The sequence below is a fragment of the Massilia solisilvae genome, from assembly GCF_024753215.1.
Taxonomy (GTDB): Bacteria; Pseudomonadota; Gammaproteobacteria; order Burkholderiales; family Burkholderiaceae_D; genus Telluria; species Telluria solisilvae.
The window spans coordinates 97,105-118,460 of record NZ_JANUGV010000007.1 but is presented as its reverse complement, the minus strand read 5'-3'; the positions used below and the strand labels follow the sequence as shown (position 1 = coordinate 118,460).

23 protein-coding genes are annotated in these 21,356 nt (G+C 65.1%); 5 read left to right on the top strand and 18 right to left on the bottom strand.

Going from position 1 to position 21,356, the window contains the following annotated elements; genetic code table 11:
• Positions 1–69: 69 nt before the first annotated feature.
• The 12 genes from NX773_RS20205 to tyrS all read right to left on the bottom strand — a co-directional run bounded on the left by NX773_RS20205 (position 70) and on the right by tyrS (position 11,030).
• On the bottom strand, positions 70–1,305 hold the full coding sequence (locus tag NX773_RS20205) for a S1C family serine protease (protein ID WP_258858076.1): 1,236 nt from the start codon (positions 1,303–1,305) through the stop codon (positions 70–72).
• Between the two features lie 143 nt (positions 1,306–1,448).
• Positions 1,449–2,027, bottom strand: coding sequence for a TMEM175 family protein (locus tag NX773_RS20200; protein ID WP_258858075.1), 579 nt, complete (start codon positions 2,025–2,027; stop codon positions 1,449–1,451).
• 37 nt (positions 2,028–2,064) lie between these two features.
• On the bottom strand, positions 2,065–3,126 hold the full coding sequence (ruvB, locus tag NX773_RS20195) for a Holliday junction branch migration DNA helicase RuvB (protein WP_258858074.1): 1,062 nt from the start codon (positions 3,124–3,126) through the stop codon (positions 2,065–2,067).
• Positions 3,127–3,129: 3 nt separating this feature from the next.
• Positions 3,130–3,708, bottom strand: coding sequence for a Holliday junction branch migration protein RuvA (gene ruvA / locus NX773_RS20190; RefSeq protein WP_258858073.1), 579 nt, complete (start codon positions 3,706–3,708; stop codon positions 3,130–3,132).
• A gap of 18 nt (positions 3,709–3,726) precedes the next feature.
• A complete protein-coding gene (gene ruvC / locus NX773_RS20185) occupies positions 3,727–4,263 on the bottom strand; it encodes a crossover junction endodeoxyribonuclease RuvC (RefSeq protein ID WP_258858072.1) in 537 nt (178 codons plus the stop codon).
• Positions 4,264–4,476: 213 nt separating this feature from the next.
• The gene (purH, locus tag NX773_RS20180; protein WP_258858071.1) at positions 4,477–6,063 is read right to left on the bottom strand and encodes a bifunctional phosphoribosylaminoimidazolecarboxamide formyltransferase/IMP cyclohydrolase; all 1,587 of its coding nucleotides are present in this window, start codon (positions 6,061–6,063) and stop codon (positions 4,477–4,479) included.
• 89 nt (positions 6,064–6,152) lie between these two features.
• Positions 6,153–6,386: a helix-turn-helix domain-containing protein gene (locus tag NX773_RS20175; protein ID WP_258823795.1), complete on the bottom strand. Its 234-nt coding sequence runs from the start codon at positions 6,384–6,386 to the stop codon at positions 6,153–6,155.
• Between the two features lie 86 nt (positions 6,387–6,472).
• Positions 6,473–7,498, bottom strand: coding sequence for a tRNA dihydrouridine synthase DusB (dusB, locus tag NX773_RS20170; protein ID WP_258858070.1), 1,026 nt, complete (start codon positions 7,496–7,498; stop codon positions 6,473–6,475).
• Between the two features lie 400 nt (positions 7,499–7,898).
• Positions 7,899–8,564, bottom strand: a complete 666-nt coding sequence (locus tag NX773_RS20165; protein ID WP_258858069.1) for a histidine phosphatase family protein — start codon at positions 8,562–8,564, stop codon at positions 7,899–7,901.
• Between the two features lie 39 nt (positions 8,565–8,603).
• Positions 8,604–9,269 carry a YbhB/YbcL family Raf kinase inhibitor-like protein gene (locus NX773_RS20160; RefSeq protein WP_258858068.1) on the bottom strand — a complete coding sequence of 222 codons (666 nt, stop codon included), beginning with the start codon at positions 9,267–9,269 and terminating at the stop codon, positions 8,604–8,606.
• A 52-nt stretch (positions 9,270–9,321) separates the two neighbouring features.
• The gene (dtd, locus tag NX773_RS20155) at positions 9,322–9,780 is read right to left on the bottom strand and encodes a D-aminoacyl-tRNA deacylase (RefSeq protein ID WP_258858067.1); all 459 of its coding nucleotides are present in this window, start codon (positions 9,778–9,780) and stop codon (positions 9,322–9,324) included.
• On the bottom strand, positions 9,777–11,030 hold the full coding sequence (tyrS, locus tag NX773_RS20150) for a tyrosine--tRNA ligase (RefSeq protein ID WP_258858066.1): 1,254 nt from the start codon (positions 11,028–11,030) through the stop codon (positions 9,777–9,779). Before tyrS ends, dtd begins: the two co-directional genes overlap by 4 nt.
• A gap of 160 nt (positions 11,031–11,190) precedes the next feature.
• On the opposite strand from tyrS, the gene NX773_RS20145 reads away from it, so the two are divergent.
• Together NX773_RS20145 and NX773_RS20140 are read left to right on the top strand one after the other, a co-directional pair.
• Positions 11,191–12,537, top strand: coding sequence for a M23 family metallopeptidase (locus NX773_RS20145; protein ID WP_258858065.1), 1,347 nt, complete (start codon positions 11,191–11,193; stop codon positions 12,535–12,537).
• A gap of 97 nt (positions 12,538–12,634) precedes the next feature.
• Positions 12,635–13,732 carry an anhydro-N-acetylmuramic acid kinase gene (locus tag NX773_RS20140; protein WP_258858064.1) on the top strand — a complete coding sequence of 366 codons (1,098 nt, stop codon included), beginning with the start codon at positions 12,635–12,637 and terminating at the stop codon, positions 13,730–13,732.
• Positions 13,733–14,010: 278 nt separating this feature from the next.
• Here NX773_RS20140 and erpA read toward each other — a convergent pair whose 3' ends face one another.
• The 4 genes from erpA to NX773_RS20120 form a co-directional block, all read right to left on the bottom strand.
• The gene (erpA, locus tag NX773_RS20135; RefSeq protein ID WP_258824617.1) at positions 14,011–14,376 is read right to left on the bottom strand and encodes an iron-sulfur cluster insertion protein ErpA; all 366 of its coding nucleotides are present in this window, start codon (positions 14,374–14,376) and stop codon (positions 14,011–14,013) included.
• 55 nt (positions 14,377–14,431) lie between these two features.
• Positions 14,432–14,833 carry a bactofilin family protein gene (locus NX773_RS20130; RefSeq protein ID WP_258824616.1) on the bottom strand — a complete coding sequence of 134 codons (402 nt, stop codon included), beginning with the start codon at positions 14,831–14,833 and terminating at the stop codon, positions 14,432–14,434.
• A 147-nt stretch (positions 14,834–14,980) separates the two neighbouring features.
• The gene (argC, locus tag NX773_RS20125; protein WP_258858063.1) at positions 14,981–16,018 is read right to left on the bottom strand and encodes an N-acetyl-gamma-glutamyl-phosphate reductase; all 1,038 of its coding nucleotides are present in this window, start codon (positions 16,016–16,018) and stop codon (positions 14,981–14,983) included.
• Between the two features lie 101 nt (positions 16,019–16,119).
• The gene (locus NX773_RS20120; RefSeq protein WP_258858062.1) at positions 16,120–17,475 is read right to left on the bottom strand and encodes an aminotransferase-like domain-containing protein; all 1,356 of its coding nucleotides are present in this window, start codon (positions 17,473–17,475) and stop codon (positions 16,120–16,122) included.
• Positions 17,476–17,559: 84 nt separating this feature from the next.
• Here NX773_RS20120 and NX773_RS20115 point away from each other — a divergent pair, with 84 nt between their 5' ends.
• From NX773_RS20115 to NX773_RS20105, 3 genes are read left to right on the top strand one after another with little or no spacing between them, the layout of a single operon-like run.
• Positions 17,560–19,032: a M20/M25/M40 family metallo-hydrolase gene (locus NX773_RS20115; RefSeq protein ID WP_258858061.1), complete on the top strand. Its 1,473-nt coding sequence runs from the start codon at positions 17,560–17,562 to the stop codon at positions 19,030–19,032.
• Complete coding sequence (locus tag NX773_RS20110) at positions 19,029–19,337, top strand: EthD family reductase (protein ID WP_258824612.1); 309 nt, start codon at positions 19,029–19,031, stop codon at positions 19,335–19,337. The genes NX773_RS20115 and NX773_RS20110 overlap by 4 nt, the downstream gene beginning before the upstream one ends.
• A 17-nt stretch (positions 19,338–19,354) precedes the next feature.
• Positions 19,355–20,314, top strand: a complete 960-nt coding sequence (locus NX773_RS20105) for a Gfo/Idh/MocA family protein (RefSeq protein WP_258858060.1) — start codon at positions 19,355–19,357, stop codon at positions 20,312–20,314.
• 139 nt (positions 20,315–20,453) lie between these two features.
• Here the strand turns inward: NX773_RS20105 and rpsI are convergent, their stop codons facing one another.
• Together rpsI and rplM are read right to left on the bottom strand one after the other, a co-directional pair.
• Positions 20,454–20,846 carry a 30S ribosomal protein S9 gene (gene rpsI, locus NX773_RS20100; protein WP_028102305.1) on the bottom strand — a complete coding sequence of 131 codons (393 nt, stop codon included), beginning with the start codon at positions 20,844–20,846 and terminating at the stop codon, positions 20,454–20,456.
• A gap of 11 nt (positions 20,847–20,857) precedes the next feature.
• A complete protein-coding gene (gene rplM / locus NX773_RS20095) occupies positions 20,858–21,286 on the bottom strand; it encodes a 50S ribosomal protein L13 (protein ID WP_258858059.1) in 429 nt (142 codons plus the stop codon).
• Between the last annotated feature and the right edge of the window lie 70 nt (positions 21,287–21,356).

The window sequence follows — 21,356 nt, the reverse complement described above, 5'->3', positions numbered from 1 at the left end:
GTGCCATGACTTTGGCATGACAACTGTCATGCGCCACGGCCAGCGCCAGGGGAACGCCGACCGTCAGCCTTACTGGATGCTCAGCCCGAGTTTCTCCAGCACTTCGCTGATCGGGATGAACAGGCCGATACCGCTGGCGTCCTTGCGCTTCAGGTCGGCGACGGCGATGAGCCCGCCGTCGGCGTCCACCAACGGCCCGCCGCTGTTGCCGGGGTTGATCGCGACATCGCTCTGGATGAACTTCTGGTCGTTCATCGTACGTTCGCCGCTCAGGATGCCGCGCGTGACGGTGTTGCTCAGCTGCTCCCCGAACGGCGAGCCCACGGCAAACACTTCCTCCCCCACCTTCGTGGCCGTCGTGCGGATAAACAGCGCCGTCGGCGGCTCGAGGTCGGTCTTGATCAGGGCGACATCGCGCGCCGCGTTCTTGCGCACGACTTCGCCCGGCACGGCATAACCATTCGCCAGTTTCACCTTCACGTACTTGGAGTCGCCCACCACGTGGTGATTGGTGATCACGTAACCGTCGCGGCCGATGTAAAAACCGGTACCACTGCCGCTGGCGGTCACAATGGTCACCACCGCGCTGAGGATGCCCTTGGAATCCTTGGTCACCTTCTCGCTGGGCCGGGCACCGTTCTTCACCTGGATCAGGTCGGTCGGGGCGTCGGACACCACAACGGCATTGTCGCGGAAGCTGTTGACATACTTCTGGTCAGCGAACATGGCATCCAGCGCGTTGCCGATCATCGTATCGACAAATGCATCTAACTTGATCTTGTTCTCGGACGAAAACGCGCCTTCGATGGTGCGCGAGTAAATCACCTTCTGCAGCTTGTTCGAGAACAACTCCGCCCGCAGGGTGACCTTGCCACTGCCGCTGGCTTCGGTGCCGCTGATGCAGATATTCTGGCTTATGTCCATCAGCGAGAAGCCGAGGCGGAAGTCGGCGCTGGAATTGGAAGCGTCGGCAAAAGCGGAGTCGCTGCCGCCAAACTTGGGGTAACCGAGCGCAAGCGACTTCTCCCGGAACACCTTGCCCACTTGACCGGCAAAATAGCGATCATAGGTGGCGGTATAGGCGAAGTCAGTCGCGCCAGTGCAGAAAACCCCCCGGGTCACCGTGCCGATCTTGTTCGGCGAGTCCAGGTTCACCTTCCAGTTCTTGGCCTGAACCGTTTTCTTGATGCCCTCGGCGCCGACATTGATCGGCGCCCCCGAGGTGGCAACCGGCACGTCGGCAAACGCAGACTGGGCCGAAGTGAGCGCAAGCGCGCTCGCGAGCACGATGGTGAACGGTTTCAAGCTTGATCCTTTCCAGAAATGTCAGAAATATTGCATTAGGGCAAGCTTATCTTAGCACAGGGAAGTAACCCGAAGACACGATTATTGGCAGAGTTGCCGGGACCGGGCGGTACCGAGCATGGACGGACGCGAGCGCCGCCAAGCTATTCGTGTGCGAGGCGTTTTTCGATCCGGCGGTCGGGGATCAGCCACATCAGGGCAACGCCGATATAGACTGCAAAGCCAAGCCAGGGCTGGACGAAGGACAGCGCAACGCCGGCAAGGTAAAGCACAATCGAGGCCCAACCCTTGGCATCGGTGCCGATCGCCGCTGCGAGCTCCCGGTTTCCGCCGTGGTAGCGAATCTGGCAGCGCACCAGCAGGCTGTACGCCATTGCGCACATGAACAGCACGATGCCGTAGGCGGCGACTGGGATCGTGGCAAAGTGGTTTTCGCCCATCCATGCGGTTACGAAGGGAATGAGCGAGAGGCAGAACAGCAAGTGCAGGTTTGCCCACAGCACGCCGCCGCCAATTTCGCGAACCGCGTGCATCAAGTGATGGTGGTTGTTCCAGTAGATACCGAGATAGATGAAGCTGAGAACGTAGCTCAGGAAGACCGGCCACAGCGGCGCAAGCGCGGCCAGGTCCGCGCCATGCGGGATCTTCAATTCCAGCACCAGGATCGTGATGAGGATGGCAATGACGCCGTCGCTGAAGGCTTCGAGTCGGTTCTTGCCCATCCATTTACCCTTTGCGTTTGGTTCCCACCGACGTAGTTCAGGGCAGGTTATCCCACAGATCGCCCGTGGGACTGATGCGCGGCGCGGCCACGCCGAAGTGCTGGTAGGCCGCCGGCGTCGCAACGCGCCCGCGCGGGGTGCGCTGCAGGTAGCCTTGCTGGATGAGATACGGCTCGAGCACGTCCTCGATCGTGTCCGCCGCTTCGCCAATGGCCGCGGCCAGGTTGCCAATGCCGACCGGCCCACCGCCGAACTTGAACAGCACCGCTTCCAGCAGCTTGCGGTCCATCACGTCAAAGCCGACGGAGTCCACGTCCAGCATGCGCAGCGCGGCGTCGGCCATGTCTTTGGTGATCTCGCCGTTGCCCTTCACTTCCGCGTAGTCGCGCACGCGGCGCAGCAGGCGATTGGCGATACGCGGCGTGCCGCGCGCACGCTTGGCCACTTCGCGCGCGCCGTCATCAATGATCGGCGCTTCCAGCAGCGCGGCGCTGCGGGTGACGATCTTGCTCAGCTCATCGACGTTGTAGAACTCCAGCCGCGCGACGATGCCGAAGCGGTCGCGCAGCGGATTGGTCAGCATGCCGGCGCGCGTGGTCGCGCCCACCAGCGTGAACGGCTGCAGGTCGAGCTTCACCGAGCGCGCGGCCGGCCCCTCGCCGATCATGATGTCGATCTGGTAGTCCTCCAGCGCCGGGTACAGGATCTCCTCGACCACCGGCGACAGGCGGTGGATCTCGTCGATGAACAGAACGTCGTTCGGCTCGAGGTTGGTCAGGATGGCGGCCAGGTCGCCGGGGCGTTCCAGCACCGGGCCGGAAGTCTGGCGCAGGTTCACGCCCATCTCGCGCGCGATGATGTGGGCCAGCGTGGTCTTGCCCAGGCCCGGCGGGCCGAACAGCAGCGTGTGGTCGAGCGCCTCGCGCCGCTTGCGGGCGGCGTGGATGAAGATTTCGAGCTGGTCGCGGATCTTTTGCTGGCCGACGTATTCGTCGAGCTGCTTGGGCCGCAAGGCGCGCTCGATCGCCTCCTCATTGGGCGAGGCGGGCGCCGCGTCGATCACGCGCTGCTCGGTGAAGTTGTCGGTCTGGATGCTCATTGCTTAGCTCTTGGATAGCGCCTTCAGCGCGAACTTGATGCCGTCGGAAACGCTGGAACCGGCCGGCAGGTTCTTGATGGCGGCCAGCGCCTCCTTGTCAGAATACCCCAAGGCGAGCAGCGCATTGAGCACGTCCGATTGCGCGTCGTCACGGGCGGCGCCGCCAACCGCGCCGATGTCCGCGCCCAGCTTGCCCTTGAGCTCCAGCAGCAATCGCTCGGCAGTCTTCTTGCCGATGCCGGGCACCTTGATCAGCCGGCCGGCTTCCTGCAGCGTGACGGCCTGCGACAAATCAGCCACCGTCATGCCGGACAGGATGGCGAGCGCGGTGCGCGCGCCCACGCCGGAAATCTTGATCAGCTGGCGGAACACGGCGCGCTCGCTGGCGCTGCCGAAGCCGAACAGCAGGTGCGCGTCCTCGCGCACCGTCAGGTGCGTGAACAGCGTCACCTTGGCGCCGGTCTCGGGCAGGTTGTAGTAGGTGCTCATCGGCACGTCGACTTCGTAGCCGACGCCCTGGCAGTCCACCAGCAGTTGCGGCGGATTCTTCTCCAGCAGGATTCCAGACAGACGACCGATCATCGTGTGCTTCCTTTGCGGTTAAACGAGGCGGCCGCGCTTCATGCGCAGGCCTTGGAATGCGGGTGCCGTCGCGCCGATCAGGGCCAGCGCGTCCTGGCTGTTGGCGTGGCAGATGGCCACGCCCAGCGCGTCGGCCGCGTCCGTGCCCGGCAGGCCGGGCAGCTTGAGCAGGCGCGAGACCATGTCCTGCACCTGCGGCTTGGCGGCCTTGCCGGTGCCAACCACGGCCTGCTTGATCTGGGTGGGCGAGTACTCGGCAACGTCAAGGTCGGCGCCCACCAGCGCGGTGATCGCCGCCCCGCGCGCCTGGCCCAGCAGCAGGGTCGAGTGCGGGTTGACGTTGACGAACACCTTTTCGATGGCCGCGCAGGTGGGGCGGTAGGTGGTGATGATCTCGGAGACGCCGTGCAGGATCACCTTCAGCCGCGGCGGCAAGGCGCCTTCCAGACCGGTCTTGATGGTGCCCGAGGCGATGTAACGCAGCCTGGCGCCGTGCTTTTCAATGACGCCAAAGCCGGTCGTGCGCAGGCCGGGGTCGATGCCGAGAATAATCATGTGCGCATGTTATACCGGCAGACAAGTTTCGTGGGGAAATACTGTGCAAAAACACAGGTTTTTCGAGGTGTCCCACGAATGTAGGGTGGGCAGCTTGTCTGCCCACGCGTTCAAACAGTGTACGCGGTCATGCTAGCGCTGGTCGAACGCGTGGGCGTTCGTTCGGCTGGGCACTGCCCAGCCTCACCCCGCCCACCCTACGGGAACCGCCGTTTAATGGCGGAAGTGGCGGGTGCCGGTGTACAGCATCACCACGCCGCGCTCGTCGGCAGCGTCGATCACTTCCTGGTCGCGCATCGAGCCACCCGGGTGGATGACGCAGGTCGCGCCCGCGTCCACCACCACGTCCAGGCCATCACGGAACGGGAAGAACGCGTCCGACGCCACGGCCGAACCGGCCAGCGTCAGGCCGGCGTTCTGCGCCTTGATCGAGGCGATGCGTGCCGAGTCCACACGGCTCATCTGGCCGGCGCCCACGCCCAGCGTCATGCCGTTGCCGCAGAAAACGATGGCATTCGACTTGACGAACTTGGCCACGCGCCACGCGAACATCAGGTCCTGCAGCTGCTGCGGGGTCGGCTGCTTCTTGGTGACGACGCGCAGTTCGCCGATGCCGACGTTCTTGACGTCCGGCGACTGCACCAGCAGGCCGCCGCCCACGCGCTTGAGGTCGAACGCGTTGTGGCCGTTGCCCAGCGGGATCTGCAGCACGCGCACGTTCTGCTTGGCCGACATGATCGAGAGCGCTTCCGGCGTGAACGACGGTGCGATCAGCACTTCGACGAACAGCTTGGCAACCGCTTCGGCTGCCTTGGCGTCCACTTCCACGTTGAAGGCGATGATGCCGCCGAAGGCCGAGGTCGGGTCGGTCTTGAGCGCGCGCGAGTAGGCGTCCAGCGCATCGGCGCCGATCGCCACGCCGCACGGGTTGGCGTGCTTGATGATCACGCAGCCGGCCGGCTGGTCGAAGCCGCCCAGCGACTTGACGCATTCCCACGCCGCGTCGGCGTCGGCGATGTTGTTGTACGACAGTTCCTTGCCCTGCAGCTGCTTGTAGTTGGCGAGCGAACCTTCGGCCGGGGCCAGGTCGCGGTAGAACGCGGCGCTCTGGTGCGGGTTCTCGCCGTAGCGCATGTCCTGCACCTTCTCGTAGGTCATGTTCAGGGTCTGCGGGTAGGTGGCGCGGGTGGCGTGCGCCTTGTCCGGGCCCAGGCTGGTCAGGTAGTTGGTGATGGCCGAGTCGTACTGCGCGGTGTGCGCGAACACTTTCTTGGCCAGCTCGAACTTGGTCTCATAGCTGACGTCGCCGGCGGCAGCGCCGGTGCCCTTCATCTCGGCCAGCACGCGGCCGTAGTCGGCCGGGTCGCAGACCACGACCACGTCGCGGTGGTTCTTGGCAGCCGAGCGCAGCATGGTCGGGCCGCCGATGTCGATGTTCTCGATCGCGTCTTCCAGCGAGCACTGTTCTTTGGCAACGGTCTGCTGGAACGGGTAGAGGTTGACGACCACCATGTCGATGGTCGGGATGCCATGCTCGGTGAGCTTGGCCATGTGCTCCGGCAGGTCGCGGCGGGCGAGGATGCCGCCGTGGACTTTCGGGTGCAGCGTCTTGACGCGGCCGTCCAGCATTTCCGGGAAGCCGGTGTAGTCGGCGACTTCGGTCACCTGCACGCCGTTATCCTGCAGCAGCTTGGCGGTGCCACCGGTGGACAGGATGTTCACGCCGAGCGCGGACAGCGCGCGCGCGAAATCGAGCACGCCGGTCTTGTCGGAGACGGAGATAAGAGCTTGTTTGATCATGGGTGTGGCCTGGTTGATTGGAATTCTGCGATCGGGCTAGGGGCGCTTTCGCGGCCGCGCCCGATCGCACGGCCACGGATGCCGGCGCGTTACAGGAGGCCGTGCTCCTGGAGCTTTTTGCGCAAGGTGTTACGGTTAATACCGAGCATTTGCGCCGCGTGCGACTGGTTGCCTTCGGCGCGGTGCATCACGACCTCGAGGATCGGCTTTTCGACGGTCATCACCATCATGTCGTAGATGTTCGACGGTTTTTGCTCGCCCAGGTCGTTGAAATAGTCCTCAAGGCTCTTCTGGACGACTTCCTGAATACTCTCTTTGCTCATGTTTGCTGCTTCATCCTGGTTAGTTTTCCACGCTGCTTACTGTTGGCAGCGTTTGTCCCCTGGTCTTTTTTATTTCTTCTTCACTGCTATGCCGCCATCGCTTCGTCGGCAGGATCCGCGGGCCGGTATTGTAACCGCTCACCGTACCGATATTGCGATTTGAAAAACTCATCGACAGCCGCGAGTTGATCGGCTGTCGCTTCGAGCAGGTTCATGCGCTGACGGAACGCTTCCCCGCCCGGCAAATCACGCACGTACCAGCCGATATGTTTGCGTGCGGTGCGCACGCCGACGTATTCACCGTAGAAGGCGTAATGCGCCTGCAGGTGAGCGTTCATCAATGCGCGCACCTCGGCCACGGTGGGCGGCGGCAGGTGGGTGCCGGTGCGCAGGTAATGGTCCACTTCGCGGCAGATCCATGGCCGGCCCTGTGCCGCGCGCCCGATCATGATCGCGTCCGCCTTGGTGTAATCGAGCACGAACCTGGCTTTTTCGGGCGTGGTGATGTCGCCGTTGGCCACCACCGGAATGGCTACCGCCGCCTTGACGGCGGCGATGGTGTCGTATTCGGCCTCGCCCTTGTAGCCGTCGGCGCGGGTGCGGCCGTGCAGGGTCAGCATCTGGATGCCGGCATCCTGCGCCAGGCGCGCGATGCGCAGCGCGTTCTTGTTTTCGCGGTTCCAGCCGGTGCGAAACTTCAGCGTGACCGGCACGTCCACCGCCCTCACGACGGCGTCGAGGATGCGTGCGACCAGGTCTTCGTGCTGGAGCAGCGCCGAGCCGCACCAGTTATTGCAGACTTTCTTGACCGGGCAGCCCATGTTGATGTCGATGATCTGCGCGCCGCGATCGACGTTGAATTTGGCGCACTCGGCCAGCTCCTCGGGCACGGCGCCGGCGATCTGCACGGCTTTGGGCTCCATTTCGCCGGCGTGATCGATGCGCCGCGTGCTCTTTTCGCTGGCCCACAGGCGCGGATTGGACGCGGCCATTTCGGACACCGCGTAACCGGCGCCGAGCTCTTTGCACAATTGGCGAAACGGCCGGTCCGTCACCCCTGCCATCGGGGCGACGAAGACGTTATTGCGCAGGGTGTAGGGACCGATTTGCACAGGCGAAAACTTGGAAAGGGTCAGCGGGAATCCGCTATTTTAACCGAACCGCTGCTCAATTTATTAGCACTATTTTTTGATGAGGTGTGGCGGACGCGACAGTGAGGCGCGAGGATTCACTGGGGTTATCGAGCGATTACATGCATGCATGGCCCAAGGTGCGATCTCGCCACAAGCATCAGCACGTCGTCCCGGCGAACGCCGGGACCCATAGACAGGTCGAGCAATGGCCCGGCCAGCGAGGGCACCTGTCGTTTGGTCAGGCCCGAAGCACAGCCTGACAGGCGCCATCATGGGCTACCTGGATGCACGCTCAGCATGGATCCCGGCCTTCGCCGGGACGACGGTCTCAAGGTAAAGCGGTGAGGATAAGAACGCGATCGAGCGTACCGAGAAACGATCAGGGCAAATCGTCCAGCACCGCCGGCCGCAAATGGCCGATTTCGCCCCAGCTGGTGAGCTTGAGCACGCCGTTTTCGACCACGAACCGGTTGACGCTCGCGTTGTGCACCTTGAAGTCGCGCGGCGTTTCCAGCGGCATGTTTTGCGCCGCACGGTAGGCGCATTCGAGCACGCCGCCGTGGGCCACCAGCGCCAGCGTCTTGCCCGGATGTGCCTTGGCCCAGCGCAGCATGGCACCCGTCACCCGGTCGTGGAACTGGCGGAAGGTCTCGCCCCGGTTGGCCCCCGCCGGCAGCGCCGCGTCCACGTCGCGCGCCTGCCATGCGGCAAACTCGGCCGGAAAGCGCTGGGCGATCTCGGCATACAGCAGCCCTTCAAAGCCGCCGTAGCAGCGCTCGCGCAGGGCGCGGTCTTCGTGCACGGGCAACTGGTGCGCGCGCGCCACCGCAGCGGCGGTCTGCCTTGCACGGGTCAGGTCGCTGGCTACGATGGCGTCGATGGTTTCGCTGGCGAGCGCAGCGGCCAGCAGTTCGGCCTGGCGTTCGCCTTCAGCGTTGAGCGCAATGTCGAGGTGTCCCTGCAGGCGGCGCTCGGCGTTCCACGCGGTTTCGCCATGGCGGATCAGCAGGATGCGGGTGGGGTTGTTGTTGTTTGATGCAGGCATGAGGTTCCAAGGACGCCCGAACCTCGGGGCGCGTGGTGGTTATTTGGTGAGCGTGGCCGCAACGGCAGGGTTGAGCGAGTACACGCCGATCATCTGGGCTTCGTCCAGGATGTGGCCCATGATCGCCAGGCGCGCCTCGGGCCCGGTAAAGCGGCCTTCCAGCGGCAGGCGCGGGATGTCGAGCGCGTACAGCGTGAACACGTAAGTGTGCACTCGCTCATCGTTCCAGGGCGGGCACGGGCCGTCGTAGCCATAGTATTCGCCGGCCATGTCGGGGTCGCCCGCGAACCAGCCGGTGTAGTCGTTCAGGCCCTGGCGCAGCTGGTGCTCGGTGCCGTTCTTGATGGTGAACGGAACCAACGGGCCGGCCTTGCCGTGCGGCGTGACCATGTCCGAGAACATGCCTTCGGTGACCGACTTCATGCACAGCGGGATGTCCACCAGCGTCCAGTGGTAGAAGTCCACCCGGGCCAGCGATTCGGGCACGGTTCTGCCTTCCTTGTTGACATTGCTGCCTTCGCTGGGCACATCGGCATCGTGGGCCAGCAGCACCAGCGACTGGGTGCCGGCGGGAACGTCTTCCCAGGCGAAGTGCGGGTTGCGGTTGCTCGACAGCTTGATGTGGTTGACCGGATCGATCACGGCGAACGCGCACTCGGGCGGGATGACCCCGCCCTCGGTAAAGGAATCACTCCAGATCTTCATCGCTGTCTCCCGTCGCCCTGATGTCATTGACCCTTGCCGGTGCCGGCTTGTTTCAGCGCGAAACACCGACCGGATCAACCTGCAGCCAGAAAGTCACGGGACCGTCGTTGATCAGCGAAACTTTCATGTCCGCACCGAACCTGCCGGTCTGAACATTGCCATGGCTTTCGGCGGCGCGGCGCACGAAATAATCGAACAGGCGTCGCCCGTCTTCCGGGCTGGCGGCGGGTGAAAACGACGGGCGGGTGCCGGACTTGGTGTCGGCCGCCAGCGTGAACTGCGGCACCAGCAGCAGGCCACCCTGCACGTCCTTCACGCTGCGGTTCATCTTGCCGGCATCGTCGGCGAACACGCGGTAACCCAGCAGCTTGGCCAGCAAGGCGTCGGCCTCGCGCTCGGTGTCGCGCTTTTCGGCGCACACCAGCACCATCAGGCCGGCGTCGATGGCGCCGATATTCTCGCCATCGACGACCACGCTGGCCTGGCTGACCCGTTGCAGCAGGCCAATCATGCGGTCAGCGTAACGCGTGCGAACTTGCGCTTGCCGACCTGCAGCACGAAGGTGCCGGCCTCGACCTTGAGGCCCTTGTCGCTGATGACGGCGCTGTCGATGCGCACGCCGCCCTGGTCGATCATGCGGTTCGCTTCCGAGGTCGAGGCGCACAGGCCAGCCTGCTTGAGCAGCACGCCGATCCCCAGCGGGGCGCCGGCCAGGGTGACTTCCGGCACGTCGTCCGGAATGCCGCCCTTGGAGCGGTTGACGAAGTCGGCCAGCGCGTCCTCGGCAGCGTCGGCGCTGTGGAAGCGGGTGACGATTTCCTTGGCCAGCGCCACCTTGGCGTCGCGCGGGTTCATGCCTTCCTGCACCGCGGCCTTGAGCTGGATGATGTTGTTCATCGAGCGGAACGACAGCAGCTCGTAGTAACGCCACATCATCACGTCCGAGATGCTCATCAGCTTGCCGAACATGGTGTTGGCCGGCTCGGTGATGCCGATGTAGTTGTTCTTGGACTTGGACATCTTGTCCACGCCGTCCAGGCCCTCGAGCAGCGGCATGGTCAGGATGCACTGCGGCTCCTGGCCGTAGTCCTTCTGCAGCTCGCGGCCAACAAGCAAGTTGAACTTCTGGTCCGTTCCACCTAGCTCAAGGTCCGAGTGCAGAGCGACCGAATCGTAGCCCTGCATCAACGGATAGAGGAACTCATGAATACTGATCGGTGTCCCACTCTTGAAGCGCTTGGTGAAGTCGTCGCGCTCCATCATGCGCGCCACGGTGTAGCGCGAGGCCAGCTGGATCATGCCGCGCGCGCCCAGCGGGTCGCTCCACTCCGAGTTGTAGCGGATCTCCGTGCGCTCGGGGTCGAGCACCAGCGACGCCTGGCGGAAGTAGGTCATCGCGTTGGTTTCCACCTGCTCGCGGGTGAGCGGCGGGCGGGTCACGTTGCGGCCCGACGGGTCGCCGATCATCGACGTAAAGTCGCCGATCAGGAAAATCACCTGGTGGCCAAGGTTTTGCAGCTGGCGCAGCTTGTTGAGCACGACGGTGTGACCAAGGTGCAGGTCGGGCGCGGTCGGGTCCAGCCCCAGCTTCACGCGCAGCGGCTTGCCGGTTTGCTCGGCGCGCGCCAGCTTCTGTGCGAATTCGCTTTCGATCAGCAGTTCGTCGACGCCCCGCTTGGTAATGGCGAGCGCTTCCCGGACGCTGTCGGTCAGCGGCAGAGTTGCATTTTTATCACTACCAGAAGAAACGGAATCTGTCATAAAATTCTTGTAGGAAATGAGCTAATTTGGTTGTAGGACCGAGGAGTTTGGTATAATGCCCGATCCATCGATCTTGCCGCAAAAAAAGATATCAGCAGTAACAAGATCAATAACAAGCAGTGGTTCAGAGACGTTGAAGCGGCAAATTTTAACTGATTGCATGAACCCAATACAGAAAATCACCGATAAGCTGGCCCACACGTCCCGCAAGACGCGGATCGTCGCCGCAGGCGCTGGCTTCCTGGCAGTGTGCGCGTTTGGCGCCACCGCTGTCGCTCCCATCGCCCCCGACGCTTCCGACCTGCCGGTCAAGTCGATCACCCAGCAACTGGACCTGCCCAACCTGTCCGCGCAGATCGCCGCGCTGCAGAACGACTCGCAGCAGTTCATCCACGAAGAGCGGATCCGCTCGGGCGACTCGCTCGGCTCGGTGCTCACCCGCCTGGGCGTGGACGACGCGCAAGCGCAGAACTTCATCCGCTCGGACAAGCTGGCCAAACGCATCCTGACGCTCAAGACCGGCAAGCGCATCCAGGCCGAAACCGACGAAAACGGCCTGCTGCTGTCGCTGCACGCCACGATCGAAGGCAAGGACGCGCCGACCACCATCACCGTCAAGCGCAAGGGCGACAAGTTCGTGGCGACCGAGGGCGCGCCGGAGCTGGAGCGCCGCATCGAGATGCGCTCGCGCCAGATCACCAGCTCGCTGTACGCGGCCACCGACTCCGATGTCGACGGCTCCAAGCTGCCGGATTCGATCGTCGGCCAGATCATCGAGATGTTCTCGAACAACATCGACTTCCGCTCGGACCTGAAGCGTGGCGACCACTTCTCGGTCGTCTACGAAACCTTCTACCAGGATGGCGAACTGGTGAAGACCGGCCGCATCCTCGCCGGTGAGTTCGTCAACCGTGGCGTCACTTACCAGTCGGTCTGGTACGAAGACCCGGTCACCCGCCAGGGCGGCTACTACACCCTGGACGGCAAGTCGCTCAAGCAGGGCTTCCTCAAGTCGCCGGTGGCCTACACCCGCGTCTCGTCCGGCTTCTCGATGCGCATGCATCCGGTGTTCGGCGTGTGGAAGCAGCACAAGGGCATCGACCTGGCCGCACCGCTGGGCACCCCGATCCGCGCGGCCGGCGATGGCGTCGTCGATTTCGCCGGCACCAGCAACGGCTACGGCAACCTGGTTGTGCTCAAGCACTGGGCCAACTACAGCACCGCCTACGGCCACCTGAGCCGCTTCGCCAGCGGCCTGCGTCGCGGTCAGAAGGTCCACCAGGGCGACCTGATCGGCTACGTCGGCGCCACCGGCTGGGCCACCGGTCCGCACCTGCACTACGAATTCCGCGTCGCCGGCGAAGCGCGCGACCCGAACTCGATGAAGGTGGTGGCGCAGGCGCCGCTGTCCCAGGGCGAACTGTCGCGCTTCAAGATGGCCGCGGCCGACATGAGCCACCGCTTCTCGCTGCTGGCGCCGGCCGGCCAGACGATGGCCGCGCGCTAAGCCAGGCTGACGCAACACCAGAACGCCTCCCGCTGCGCTTGCGCGGGAGGCGTTTTTTATTGACTATACTGCCGGGCACGGCAAATTCCTTTATCTGATGAACACTTCTTCCCTCTACATCGGGCTGATGTCCGGCACCAGCCTGGACGGCGTGGACGGTGTGCTTGCCGACTTTGGCAACGGCACGATCCGCACCATCGAAGCGGCCTTCGTTCCCTTTCCCGCCGCGCTGCGCGCCGAACTGATGGCCCTGCAGGCCAAGAGCGAGAACGAACTCGAACGCGAGGCGATCGCGGCCAATGGGCTGGCGGCGGCGTACGCGCAGTGCGTGCAGGCCCTGCTGCCGGCGGCAGGCGGGCCGGTGGCGGCGGTGGCCGTGCACGGGCAGACGATCCGGCACCGGCCCGAACTCGGCTTCACGCGCCAGACCAACAACCCTGCCCTGCTGGCGGAACTGGCCGGCATCGACGTGGTGGCCGATTTCCGCAGCCGCGACATCGCCGCCGGTGGCCAGGGCGCGCCGCTGGTGCCGGCCTTCCACGAGGCCGCTTTCGGCAAGCCGGGCGTGGCGCGCGCGGTGGTCAACATCGGCGGCATCGGCAACATCAGCGTACTGCACGGTGACGGCCGGGTGACAGGCTACGACACCGGCCCGGGCAACGTGCTGATCGACCTATGGATTTCGCGCAACCAGGGCAAGGCCTACGACGCGGACGGGGCATGGGCGGCAACCGGCAAGGTGGACGCGACACTGCTCGAGGTGCTGCTGGACGAGCCCTACTTCCGCCAGCCGGCGCCCAAGAGCACCGGGCGCGACCTGTTCCATGACGAGTGGCTGGATGCGAAGCTGGCACAGTGCCCGGACGTGGCGCCGGCCGACGTGCAGGCGACCCTGACGCGGCTGACGGCGATCACGATCGCGCGCGCGATCCGGGACGAGAGCGCGCATGTGCAGGCGGTCTACGTGTGCGGCGGCGGGGCCTACAACGGGACGCTGCTGCGCGATCTTGCGCAGGAGCTGGGCGGAAAGGTGCCGGTGGAATCGACGGCGGTGCTGGGCGTGGCGCCCAACCGGGTGGAGGCGCTGGCGTTCGCCTGGCTGGGCTACCGCTTCATGCAGCGCGAGCCAGGCAACCTGCCGGCGGTGACGGGGGCGAAGGGCTTGCGCATCCTGGGCGCGCTGTACCCGGCATGAGCGGGCCGCCGCTGGCGGCAAACAATGTCGGCACCACATTCACCAGCATATCGTCATCCCGGCGCGGAGCCGCGCTCTAAGCTATCGCATCGACACCTCGGCATGGGTCCCGGCGTTCGCCGGGACGACGGCACAATTGATGCCGCAGCCTTAAAAACGTCGTCCCCGCGCAGGCGGGGACCCATAGACCGCGTCCATGATCCGCGCCGCGGAACTGGATGCTCAGCATGGGTCCCCGCCTGCGCGGGGACGACGGTTTTACTGCTGTTGGTGCTGGCTTAGGCCGAGAACGACGAACCGCAGCCGCAGGTCGAGTTGGCGTTCGGGTTCTTGATCACGAACTGCGCGCCTTCGAGGTCGTCCTTGTAGTCGATCTCGGCGCCGACCAGGTACTGGTAGCTCATCGAGTCGATCAGCAGCTGGACGCCGTTCTTGACCATGGTGGTGTCGTCTTCATTGACGATTTCGTCGAACGTGAAGCCGTACTGGAAGCCCGAGCAGCCGCCGCCTTGCACGAACACGCGCAGTTTCAGGTCGGGATTGCCCTCTTCCTCGATCAGTTGCGCAACCTTTTGCGCGGCGCTGTCGGTGAACACGATGGGCGTCGGGATGGTGTTTTCTTGCACGTCAGCGACTGCAGTCATTTGGTAACTCCTGGATGGATTCGGTTTGCCGTCCATTATAGTCGCTCGGCGAAAGTCATGCTTCGGTCACCTCCGCCCCCACCGCCAGGTGGAAAACCGGCTCGCCCGTCTGTTGGTGGGTTAATTTCCCCGTAACAAGAGCGCCGCCGTGCATCTCGAGCAACTTGTAATGTACATCCCCATGTATGCGGCCTTTTGGCTGTAATTCAAGTAGCTCGGAGGAATAAACCGTACCGGCAATATAGCCATTCACCACCAGGTTGGCGCAGCGTACCTCGCCCTCGATGCGCGCGTGCTCGGAGACGATCAGCACGCTGTCGGCGCCGTCGCCGGCCACCACGTTGCCGTGTACCTCGCCATCGATGCGCAGGCCGCCGGTGAACATCAGGTCGCCCTCGATGCGGGCGGAAATACCGACCAGGCTGTCTATTTCGCTTTTGGCATTACGACCGAACATGATGGCACCCCTGCAAGAAATGACGGAACGGACCGAGCTTGTAAAACCAACCAGAGCATTGGTCAATTTATCTCGCTCAACAGTTACCGCTTTGATCTAGATCGTGTCCGGCTCAGCCGAAAACGACGCCGCAGGGGTGCAAATCCGTTACGGCAACAGCGCGATCTGTTGCAAACCCGTCTCTTCCGGCAGGCCGAACATCAGGTTCATGCACTGCACCGCCTGGCCGGAGGCGCCCTTGACCAGGTTGTCCTGCACCACCAGGATCACGACGGTGTCGCCGTTCTCGGGGCGGTGCAGCGCGATGCGCAGCATGTTCGAGCCGCGCGTGGAGCGGGTTTCCGGCAGCGAACCGAACGGCATCACGTCCACGAACTGCGAATCCTTGTACTCGGCCTCGAACAGCGCCTGCAGGGCGGCGTTGTCGATGTCACGGGTCAGCTTGGCGTACAGGGTCGAGAACATGCCGCGGATCATCGGCACCAGGTGCGGGGTGAAGATCAGGCCGACTTTCTGGCCGGTGTAACGCTGCAGCTGGGCCGACGTTTCCGGGGTGTGGCGATGGCCGGCCACGCCATAGGCCTTGAAGTTGTCGCTGGCCTCCGAGAACAGGGTGCCGATCTCGGCCTTGCGGCCGGCGCCGGACACGCCGGACTTGGAGTCGGCGATCAGGTTGCCCGCGTCGATCACGCCGGCCTTGAGCAGCGGGTAATAGCCCAGCTGCATGGTGGTCGGGTAGCAGCCCGGGTTGGCGATCAGGCGCGCGCCCTTGATCTGCTCGCGGTTCAGCTCAACCAGGCCGTACACCGCCTCTTCCAGCAGCTCGGGGGCGGTGTGGGGAATCTTGTACCACTTTTCGAACACGGACGCGTCCTTGATGCGGAAGTCGGCGGCCAGGTCGATCACCTTGACGCCGGCCTTGAGCAGCTCGGGCGCCTGCGCCATGGCCACGCCGTGTGGGGTGGCAAAGAACACGACGTCGCACTTGGTCAGGTCGGCCTTGTCGGGCGCGGAGAAAGCCAGGTTCACGCGGCCGCGCAGCGACGGGAACATGTCGGCGACCGGCAGTCCGTCTTCCTTGCGCGAGGTGATGGCGGTCAGCTCCACCTGCGGGTGAACGGCCAACAGCCGCAGCAATTCCACGCCCGTGTAACCGGTTCCGCCGACGATGCCAACTTTGATCATTGTGGTTTCCTTGTGATGAGACATTGCCTTTCGGCCGAGGGTGCAATTTTAGCAGTCTCGCCGCCTGCATGCCCACCGGCACACACGGCGCCGGTTTCTGCTCACAGCAATTCGATCTCCGGCGGCTGGCGCAGCGCCGCGCCCACCAGCTCGAGCCCGCGCGCAAGGCTGGCGCGACGCGGCACCGCACCCAGGGTCACGCGCACGTAGCCGCGCGCGCTGGGCTGCACGGCAAAGCTCTCGCCCGCGGCCAGCAGCACACCCTGGCGCTCCAGCCCCTGCACAAAGCGGTCGCCGCGCCAGCCCGGCGCCAGCGCGATCCAGACGTGGCTGGCCATGCCGTTGACGGGCACGCCCAGGTGCTGCCGCGCCAGTTGCGCGCGCGCGGCCGCTTCGTCACGGCGCCAGCGCAGGATCCTGTCGGCCAGGCCCTGGCGCTGCCAGCTCGCCGCCAGCTCGGTCACCAGTGGCGAGACCATCCAGATGGTCGCGCGCAGCTGCGACTGCAATGCCGCCTGCCAGCGCGGCGGCGCCTGCACGTAAGCCAGCCGCAAGCCGAATCCGATCGGCTTGGACAGGCTGGCAAGGTAGAACACCTGCCCGGGGGCGAGCGCGGCCAGCGGCGGCAAGCCCTCGGGCGCCAGCGGACCGTAGTCGTCGTCCTCGATCATCGGCAGGTCATGCCGCTCCAGCACGGCCGCCAGGGCCTTGCGGCGCGCTGGCGACATCGTGGCCGCCGTCGGGTTGGCCCAGGTCGGCTGGCAGTACAGCACGCACGGCGCGTGCTGCCGGCACGCCTGCGCCACGGCGTCCGGCAACACCCCCTCCCCGTCGCTCGCGACCTCAACCAGGCTCAAGCCCAGCTGGCGCGCGGCCAGCATGAAACCGGGATTGGTGAACGCCTCGCACAGGACCACAGCGCCGGGGCGGGACAAGGTCGCCAGGATGGCATACAGGCCGTTCTGCGCGCCCGCCGCGATCAGGACGCTGGCGCTGCTGGCCGTGACGCCACAGCGCGCCAGCCAGGCCACCGCGGCCTCCCGGTGCATCGGATTCTCCGCGCTGACCTCGGGCGCCAGCAGGCCGGCCAGAGCGTCGCCGCGCAGGCAACCAGCCAGCGCCTGTTCGAGCATATCGCGCCCGTCGATGCCCTCGGGGAAGGCCGGGGCGTGGGTGCGCAGGTCGATCGCGGCGTCAGCAAGCGCATCACTGGCCCGCCGCACGTAGCTGCCGCTGCCGACCCCGCATTCGATCAGGCCGCGCCGCTGCGCCTCGATGAAGGCGCGGCTGACGGTGCCAACGGTCACGCCCAGCGCCTTGGCCAGCTCGCGTTGCGCCGGCAGGCGCGCGCCGGCAGGCAGCACGGCCTTGCGGATCGCGTCCTGCAGCGCATCGACGATCGCCAGATAGATCGGCTTGTCACCGGCGGCTGGTAGCTCAGGTATCCAATTTGTCATGAAACAATTTTCTTTTTGACTGCATCATTCCGTCAAGTGTACCATTACATTTAATGTTCAAAAACACATTGTACGGATCCAATGATGACACTTGCCACCCTGCAGTCCCTCCGCCATCAACGCTCGCTGGTCATCCTGGATGAGCTGGCCGGGTGGCTGCGCGTGCCCAACGACGTCGAGGACAGCGCCGCGATCCAGGCCAACGCCGACCACCTGCGCGAGATGCTGGCGCGCCGCGGCATCCACTCCGAGCTGTGGCCAACTGCCAGCGGCCGCCCCTACGTCTATGGCGAGCTATGCCGTCCTGGTGTGCGCGAGACGCTGCTCATCTACAGCCACTACGACGGCGTCCCGGCTGGCGAAGGCTGGCACTCGCCGCCTTACGAGCCCCGGCTGCGCACCGGCGGCGCGGACTCCGGCTTCGTGCACTGGCCGGCTTCGCCGGCGGGGATCGACCCGAGCTGGCGGTTGTATGCGCGCTCGGCCGCCGATTCGAAGAACGCCATCGTGGCGGCGCTGTCGGCGCTGGACGTGCTGCGTGCCGCCGGCATGGCGCCGGCGGTGAACCTGAAATTCCTGTTCGACGGCGAGGAAGAACGCGAATCGCCGGGACTGGCGGGCATCATCGACCACCACGGTGCGCGCCTGAATGCCGACCTGGTCATCTCGGCCTCGGGTGAATTGCACCAGAGCGGCCTGCCGACGGTGGCCTTCGGCGTGCGCGGCATCGTGCAGGCCCGCCTGACCTTGCATGCGGCGACGCACGATGCGCACAGCGGCCATTTCGGCGGCTTTGCGCCAAACGCCGCAGTGCAGTTGGCACACCTGATTGGCCGCCTGGTGGATGCCGACGGCCGCGCCCTGCTGCCCGGCTACGGCAAGGACGCGGCGCCGCTGGACGCCGCGAGCCTGGCCGCGATCGCCGCCGTGCCGCCGATCGAGCAGGCGGTGGCGCAGCGACTCGGCATGCGCGAGCTGCCGCGCGACAGCCTGCAAATGCTGATCAACCAGCCCACCTTCAACCTGCGCGGCCTGGCCGCCGGTGGCGTCGGCGCTGGCGCGCGCAACGTCGTGCCAGGCAGCGCGGTCGCGGAATTCGACCTGCGCCTGGTCGAGGGCATGGCGCCCGAAACCGTTTGCGCACAGCTGCGCGACGCGATCGCGGCACTCGGCTACCCGGTGATTTCCGGCACGCCGACGGCGGCCATGCTGCGGCAATGCGGGCCGGTGGTGCAGCTGGACTGCCTGGCCGGCTTTCCCGCCACCCGCACCCCGCTCGACCACCCCGCTGGCCGGCGCATCGTCGCCAGGCTGCGCACGCTGCTGGGCGAAGAGCTGGTGCTCGAGCCCAGCGAAGGCGGCAGCCTCGCGTTCCACCACTTTGCCCGCGCTGGTCTTGCGGTCATCACCATGCCGATTTCGAACGACGACTGCAACCAGCACAGTCACGACGAAAACCTGCTGCTGTCCACGCTCTATCGGGGCGTGGACCAGTGGCTCGCCATCCTGGCCGGCGACGGCCAGTCCCTTCCCTCTCAATCAGGAGAAACATCATGATCAAACTGTCCGTGTTCTACCCGTTCGACGCCGCCGCCCGTTTCGACTTCGACTACTACCGGGACCAGCACTTCCCGATGGTGATGCAGCGCCTGCAGGCATTTGGCGTCAAGGGTTTCGAGGTCGACCGCGGCCTGCCCGACGCCGACGGCAACCCGCCGCGCTTTCTCGCCGTGGGCCACCTGCTGTGCAGCGACGGCGAACGCCTGGCCGCCGGCCTGGCCGAGCACGGGGCCGAAATCATGGCCGACGTGGCCAACTATACGGACCTCAAGCCCTTCACCCAACTGAACGCCGCCGGCTGATCCGGCCCGGGAATCGTATGTCTCCATATCGACTAGGAATCATTGGATGCGGCACGATGGCCCGGGCGCTTGCGCCCCGGCTGGTCGCATCCGGGCAGTTCGAGATCGCCGGCGCCTGGGATCCGGCGCCGCAGGCGCGTGCGGCGATGGCCGCGCTGGCGCACAACGCCATGCGCCCCAGCGCCGAGGCCGTACTTGCCGACCCGGACGTGGACCTGGTGTACATTGCCTCGCCGCCCGGCACGCACTTGCAGTACCTGGCCGCCGCGGCCGAAGCCGGGAAAGCGGTCCTGTGCGAAAAGCCGCTGGCCCTGGATGTCGACGCCGCCGCCGCGCTGGTGGCGCGCGCCGGGCACGAAGGCTGGCGCGTGGCCGTCAACTTCGGGTTTGGCGCGTCGCCGCCGGTGGCCATGCTGGCCGGGATGCTGCACGACGGCGTGGCGGGCCGGGTCACGCGTGCCGAGGTGCGCCTGCGCTTTCGGCAATGGCCGCGTCCCTGGCAAGCGGATGCGACCTGGCTGGCGCAGCGGGCCGAGGGCGGCTTTTGCCGCGAAGTCCTGTCGCACTTCCTGTTCCTGTTGGTGCGCCAGCTCGGCGCGCCGCACCTCCTGGCGCATGCGGTGGTCTATCCCCGCGATCCGGCGGCAGCCGAAACCAGCCTGCAGGCGCAGCTGCGGATCGGCGATACGCCGGTGGAGATCGACGCCGCGGTGGCAGGCGCCATCGACGACGACAATCGCTGCACCTTTGTCGGCACCGACGGCGCGTTGCGCCTGCACGACTGGTACTGCGTGCAGCGCCGCATCGGCGGCGAATGGCACCCGGTCGGGGCGGCGGACAAGGAAACGAGCTACCGGCAAACGCGCGAAGGACTGGCCCTGCAATTGCGGGCTTTTTGCGCCGGCGAGCCGCATACGCTCGCCACGCTGGACGAAGCCTGGCAGGTGCAGCAGACCGTGGAGGCGCTGCTGCGCTGAACGACACGCGGGGTGGGAAGGCGAGCTGCCCACCCTGCATGACTGCACGAAGCCTGCCAGGTGCAACGGACGAAAAAAAAGCCGCCGGCTTTGCAGCGGGCGGCTGATTTTGCAGCAGCGATGAACGCTGCGGCAGCGATTAACGCTTCGAGAACTGCTTGGCGCGACGTGCTTTGCGCAGGCCGACCTTCTTACGCTCGACTTCGCGGGCGTCGCGGGTGACGAAACCGGCACGTGCCAGGTCGCCCTTCAGGCCTGCATCGTAGTCGATCAGGGCGCGGGTGATGCCGTGACGGACGGCGCCTGCCTGGCCCGACTCACCGCCACCGTGCACGTTGACCTTGATGTCGAAACGCTCGACGTTGCCGGTCAGCTCCAGCGGTTGACGGATGACCATCAGGCCGGTTTCACGCGAGAAGTATTCCGCTGCCGGTTTGCCGTTCACGATGATCTGGCCGGTGCCGGCCTTGATGAACACGCGAGCGACTGCACTCTTGCGACGGCCAGTGCCGTAGTTGTAGTTACCGATCATGAGTCAGCTCCTTAGATCTCGAGTGCTTGGGGTTGCTGGGCAGCGTGCGGGTGGGTACCTTCCGCATACACTTTCAGCTTCTTGAACATCGCGTAGCCGAGCGGACCCTTGGGCAGCATGCCCTTGACGGCCTTTTCCAGCGCACGACCCGGAAAACGCTGTTGCATTTTCAGGAAGTTGGTTTCGTAGATACCGCCCGGGTAGCCCGAGTGACGGTAGTACACCTTGTTGTTGGCCTTGGTGCCGGTCACGCGCAGTTTGCCTGCGTTGACGACGACGATGTAGTCACCGGTATCGACGTGCGGAGTAAATTCCGGTTTGTGCTTGCCGCGCAGTCGGAGTGCCACTTCGCTGGCAACACGTCCGAGGACCTTGTCCGTCGCGTCAATCACGAACCAGTCGCGCTGGACTTCATGTCCTTTAGCGGAAAAAGTTTTCATGTTGACTTCCTAAATTGGTTAAATGCTCAAATTACGCGGTGGTTCCGCCCTCGCTGGCGCGGACTCGACC

Excerpts from the sequence above, each read along its gene's own strand:
- ruvC (WP_258858072.1), bottom strand. The coding sequence starts at position 4,263 with ATGATTATTCTCGGCATCGACCCCGGCCTGCGCACGACCGGCTTTGGC.
- NX773_RS20140 (WP_258858064.1), top strand. The coding sequence starts at position 12,635 with ATGAACACTTCTTCCCTCTACATCGGGCTGATGTCCGGCACCAGCCTG.
- NX773_RS20105 (WP_258858060.1), top strand. The coding sequence starts at position 19,355 with ATGTCTCCATATCGACTAGGAATCATTGGATGCGGCACGATGGCCCGG.
- NX773_RS20110 (WP_258824612.1), top strand. The coding sequence starts at position 19,029 with ATGATCAAACTGTCCGTGTTCTACCCGTTCGACGCCGCCGCCCGTTTC.
- argC (WP_258858063.1), bottom strand. The coding sequence starts at position 16,018 with ATGATCAAAGTTGGCATCGTCGGCGGAACCGGTTACACGGGCGTGGAA.
- NX773_RS20175 (WP_258823795.1), bottom strand. The coding sequence starts at position 6,386 with ATGAGCAAAGAGAGTATTCAGGAAGTCGTCCAGAAGAGCCTTGAGGAC.
- NX773_RS20120 (WP_258858062.1), bottom strand. The coding sequence starts at position 17,475 with ATGACAAATTGGATACCTGAGCTACCAGCCGCCGGTGACAAGCCGATC.
- tyrS (WP_258858066.1), bottom strand. The coding sequence starts at position 11,030 with ATGACAGATTCCGTTTCTTCTGGTAGTGATAAAAATGCAACTCTGCCG.
- erpA (WP_258824617.1), bottom strand. The coding sequence starts at position 14,376 with ATGACTGCAGTCGCTGACGTGCAAGAAAACACCATCCCGACGCCCATC.
- ruvB (WP_258858074.1), bottom strand. The coding sequence starts at position 3,126 with ATGAGCATCCAGACCGACAACTTCACCGAGCAGCGCGTGATCGACGCG.
- NX773_RS20145 (WP_258858065.1), top strand. The coding sequence starts at position 11,191 with ATGAACCCAATACAGAAAATCACCGATAAGCTGGCCCACACGTCCCGC.
- ruvA (WP_258858073.1), bottom strand. The coding sequence starts at position 3,708 with ATGATCGGTCGTCTGTCTGGAATCCTGCTGGAGAAGAATCCGCCGCAA.
- NX773_RS20130 (WP_258824616.1), bottom strand. The coding sequence starts at position 14,833 with ATGTTCGGTCGTAATGCCAAAAGCGAAATAGACAGCCTGGTCGGTATT.
- purH (WP_258858071.1), bottom strand. The coding sequence starts at position 6,063 with ATGATCAAACAAGCTCTTATCTCCGTCTCCGACAAGACCGGCGTGCTC.
- rplM (WP_258858059.1), bottom strand. The coding sequence starts at position 21,286 with ATGAAAACTTTTTCCGCTAAAGGACATGAAGTCCAGCGCGACTGGTTC.
- dtd (WP_258858067.1), bottom strand. The coding sequence starts at position 9,780 with ATGATTGGCCTGCTGCAACGGGTCAGCCAGGCCAGCGTGGTCGTCGAT.
- rpsI (WP_028102305.1), bottom strand. The coding sequence starts at position 20,846 with ATGATCGGTAACTACAACTACGGCACTGGCCGTCGCAAGAGTGCAGTC.
- NX773_RS20160 (WP_258858068.1), bottom strand. The coding sequence starts at position 9,269 with ATGAAGATCTGGAGTGATTCCTTTACCGAGGGCGGGGTCATCCCGCCC.
- NX773_RS20115 (WP_258858061.1), top strand. The coding sequence starts at position 17,560 with ATGACACTTGCCACCCTGCAGTCCCTCCGCCATCAACGCTCGCTGGTC.
- NX773_RS20200 (WP_258858075.1), bottom strand. The coding sequence starts at position 2,027 with ATGGGCAAGAACCGACTCGAAGCCTTCAGCGACGGCGTCATTGCCATC.
- NX773_RS20165 (WP_258858069.1), bottom strand. The coding sequence starts at position 8,564 with ATGCCTGCATCAAACAACAACAACCCCACCCGCATCCTGCTGATCCGC.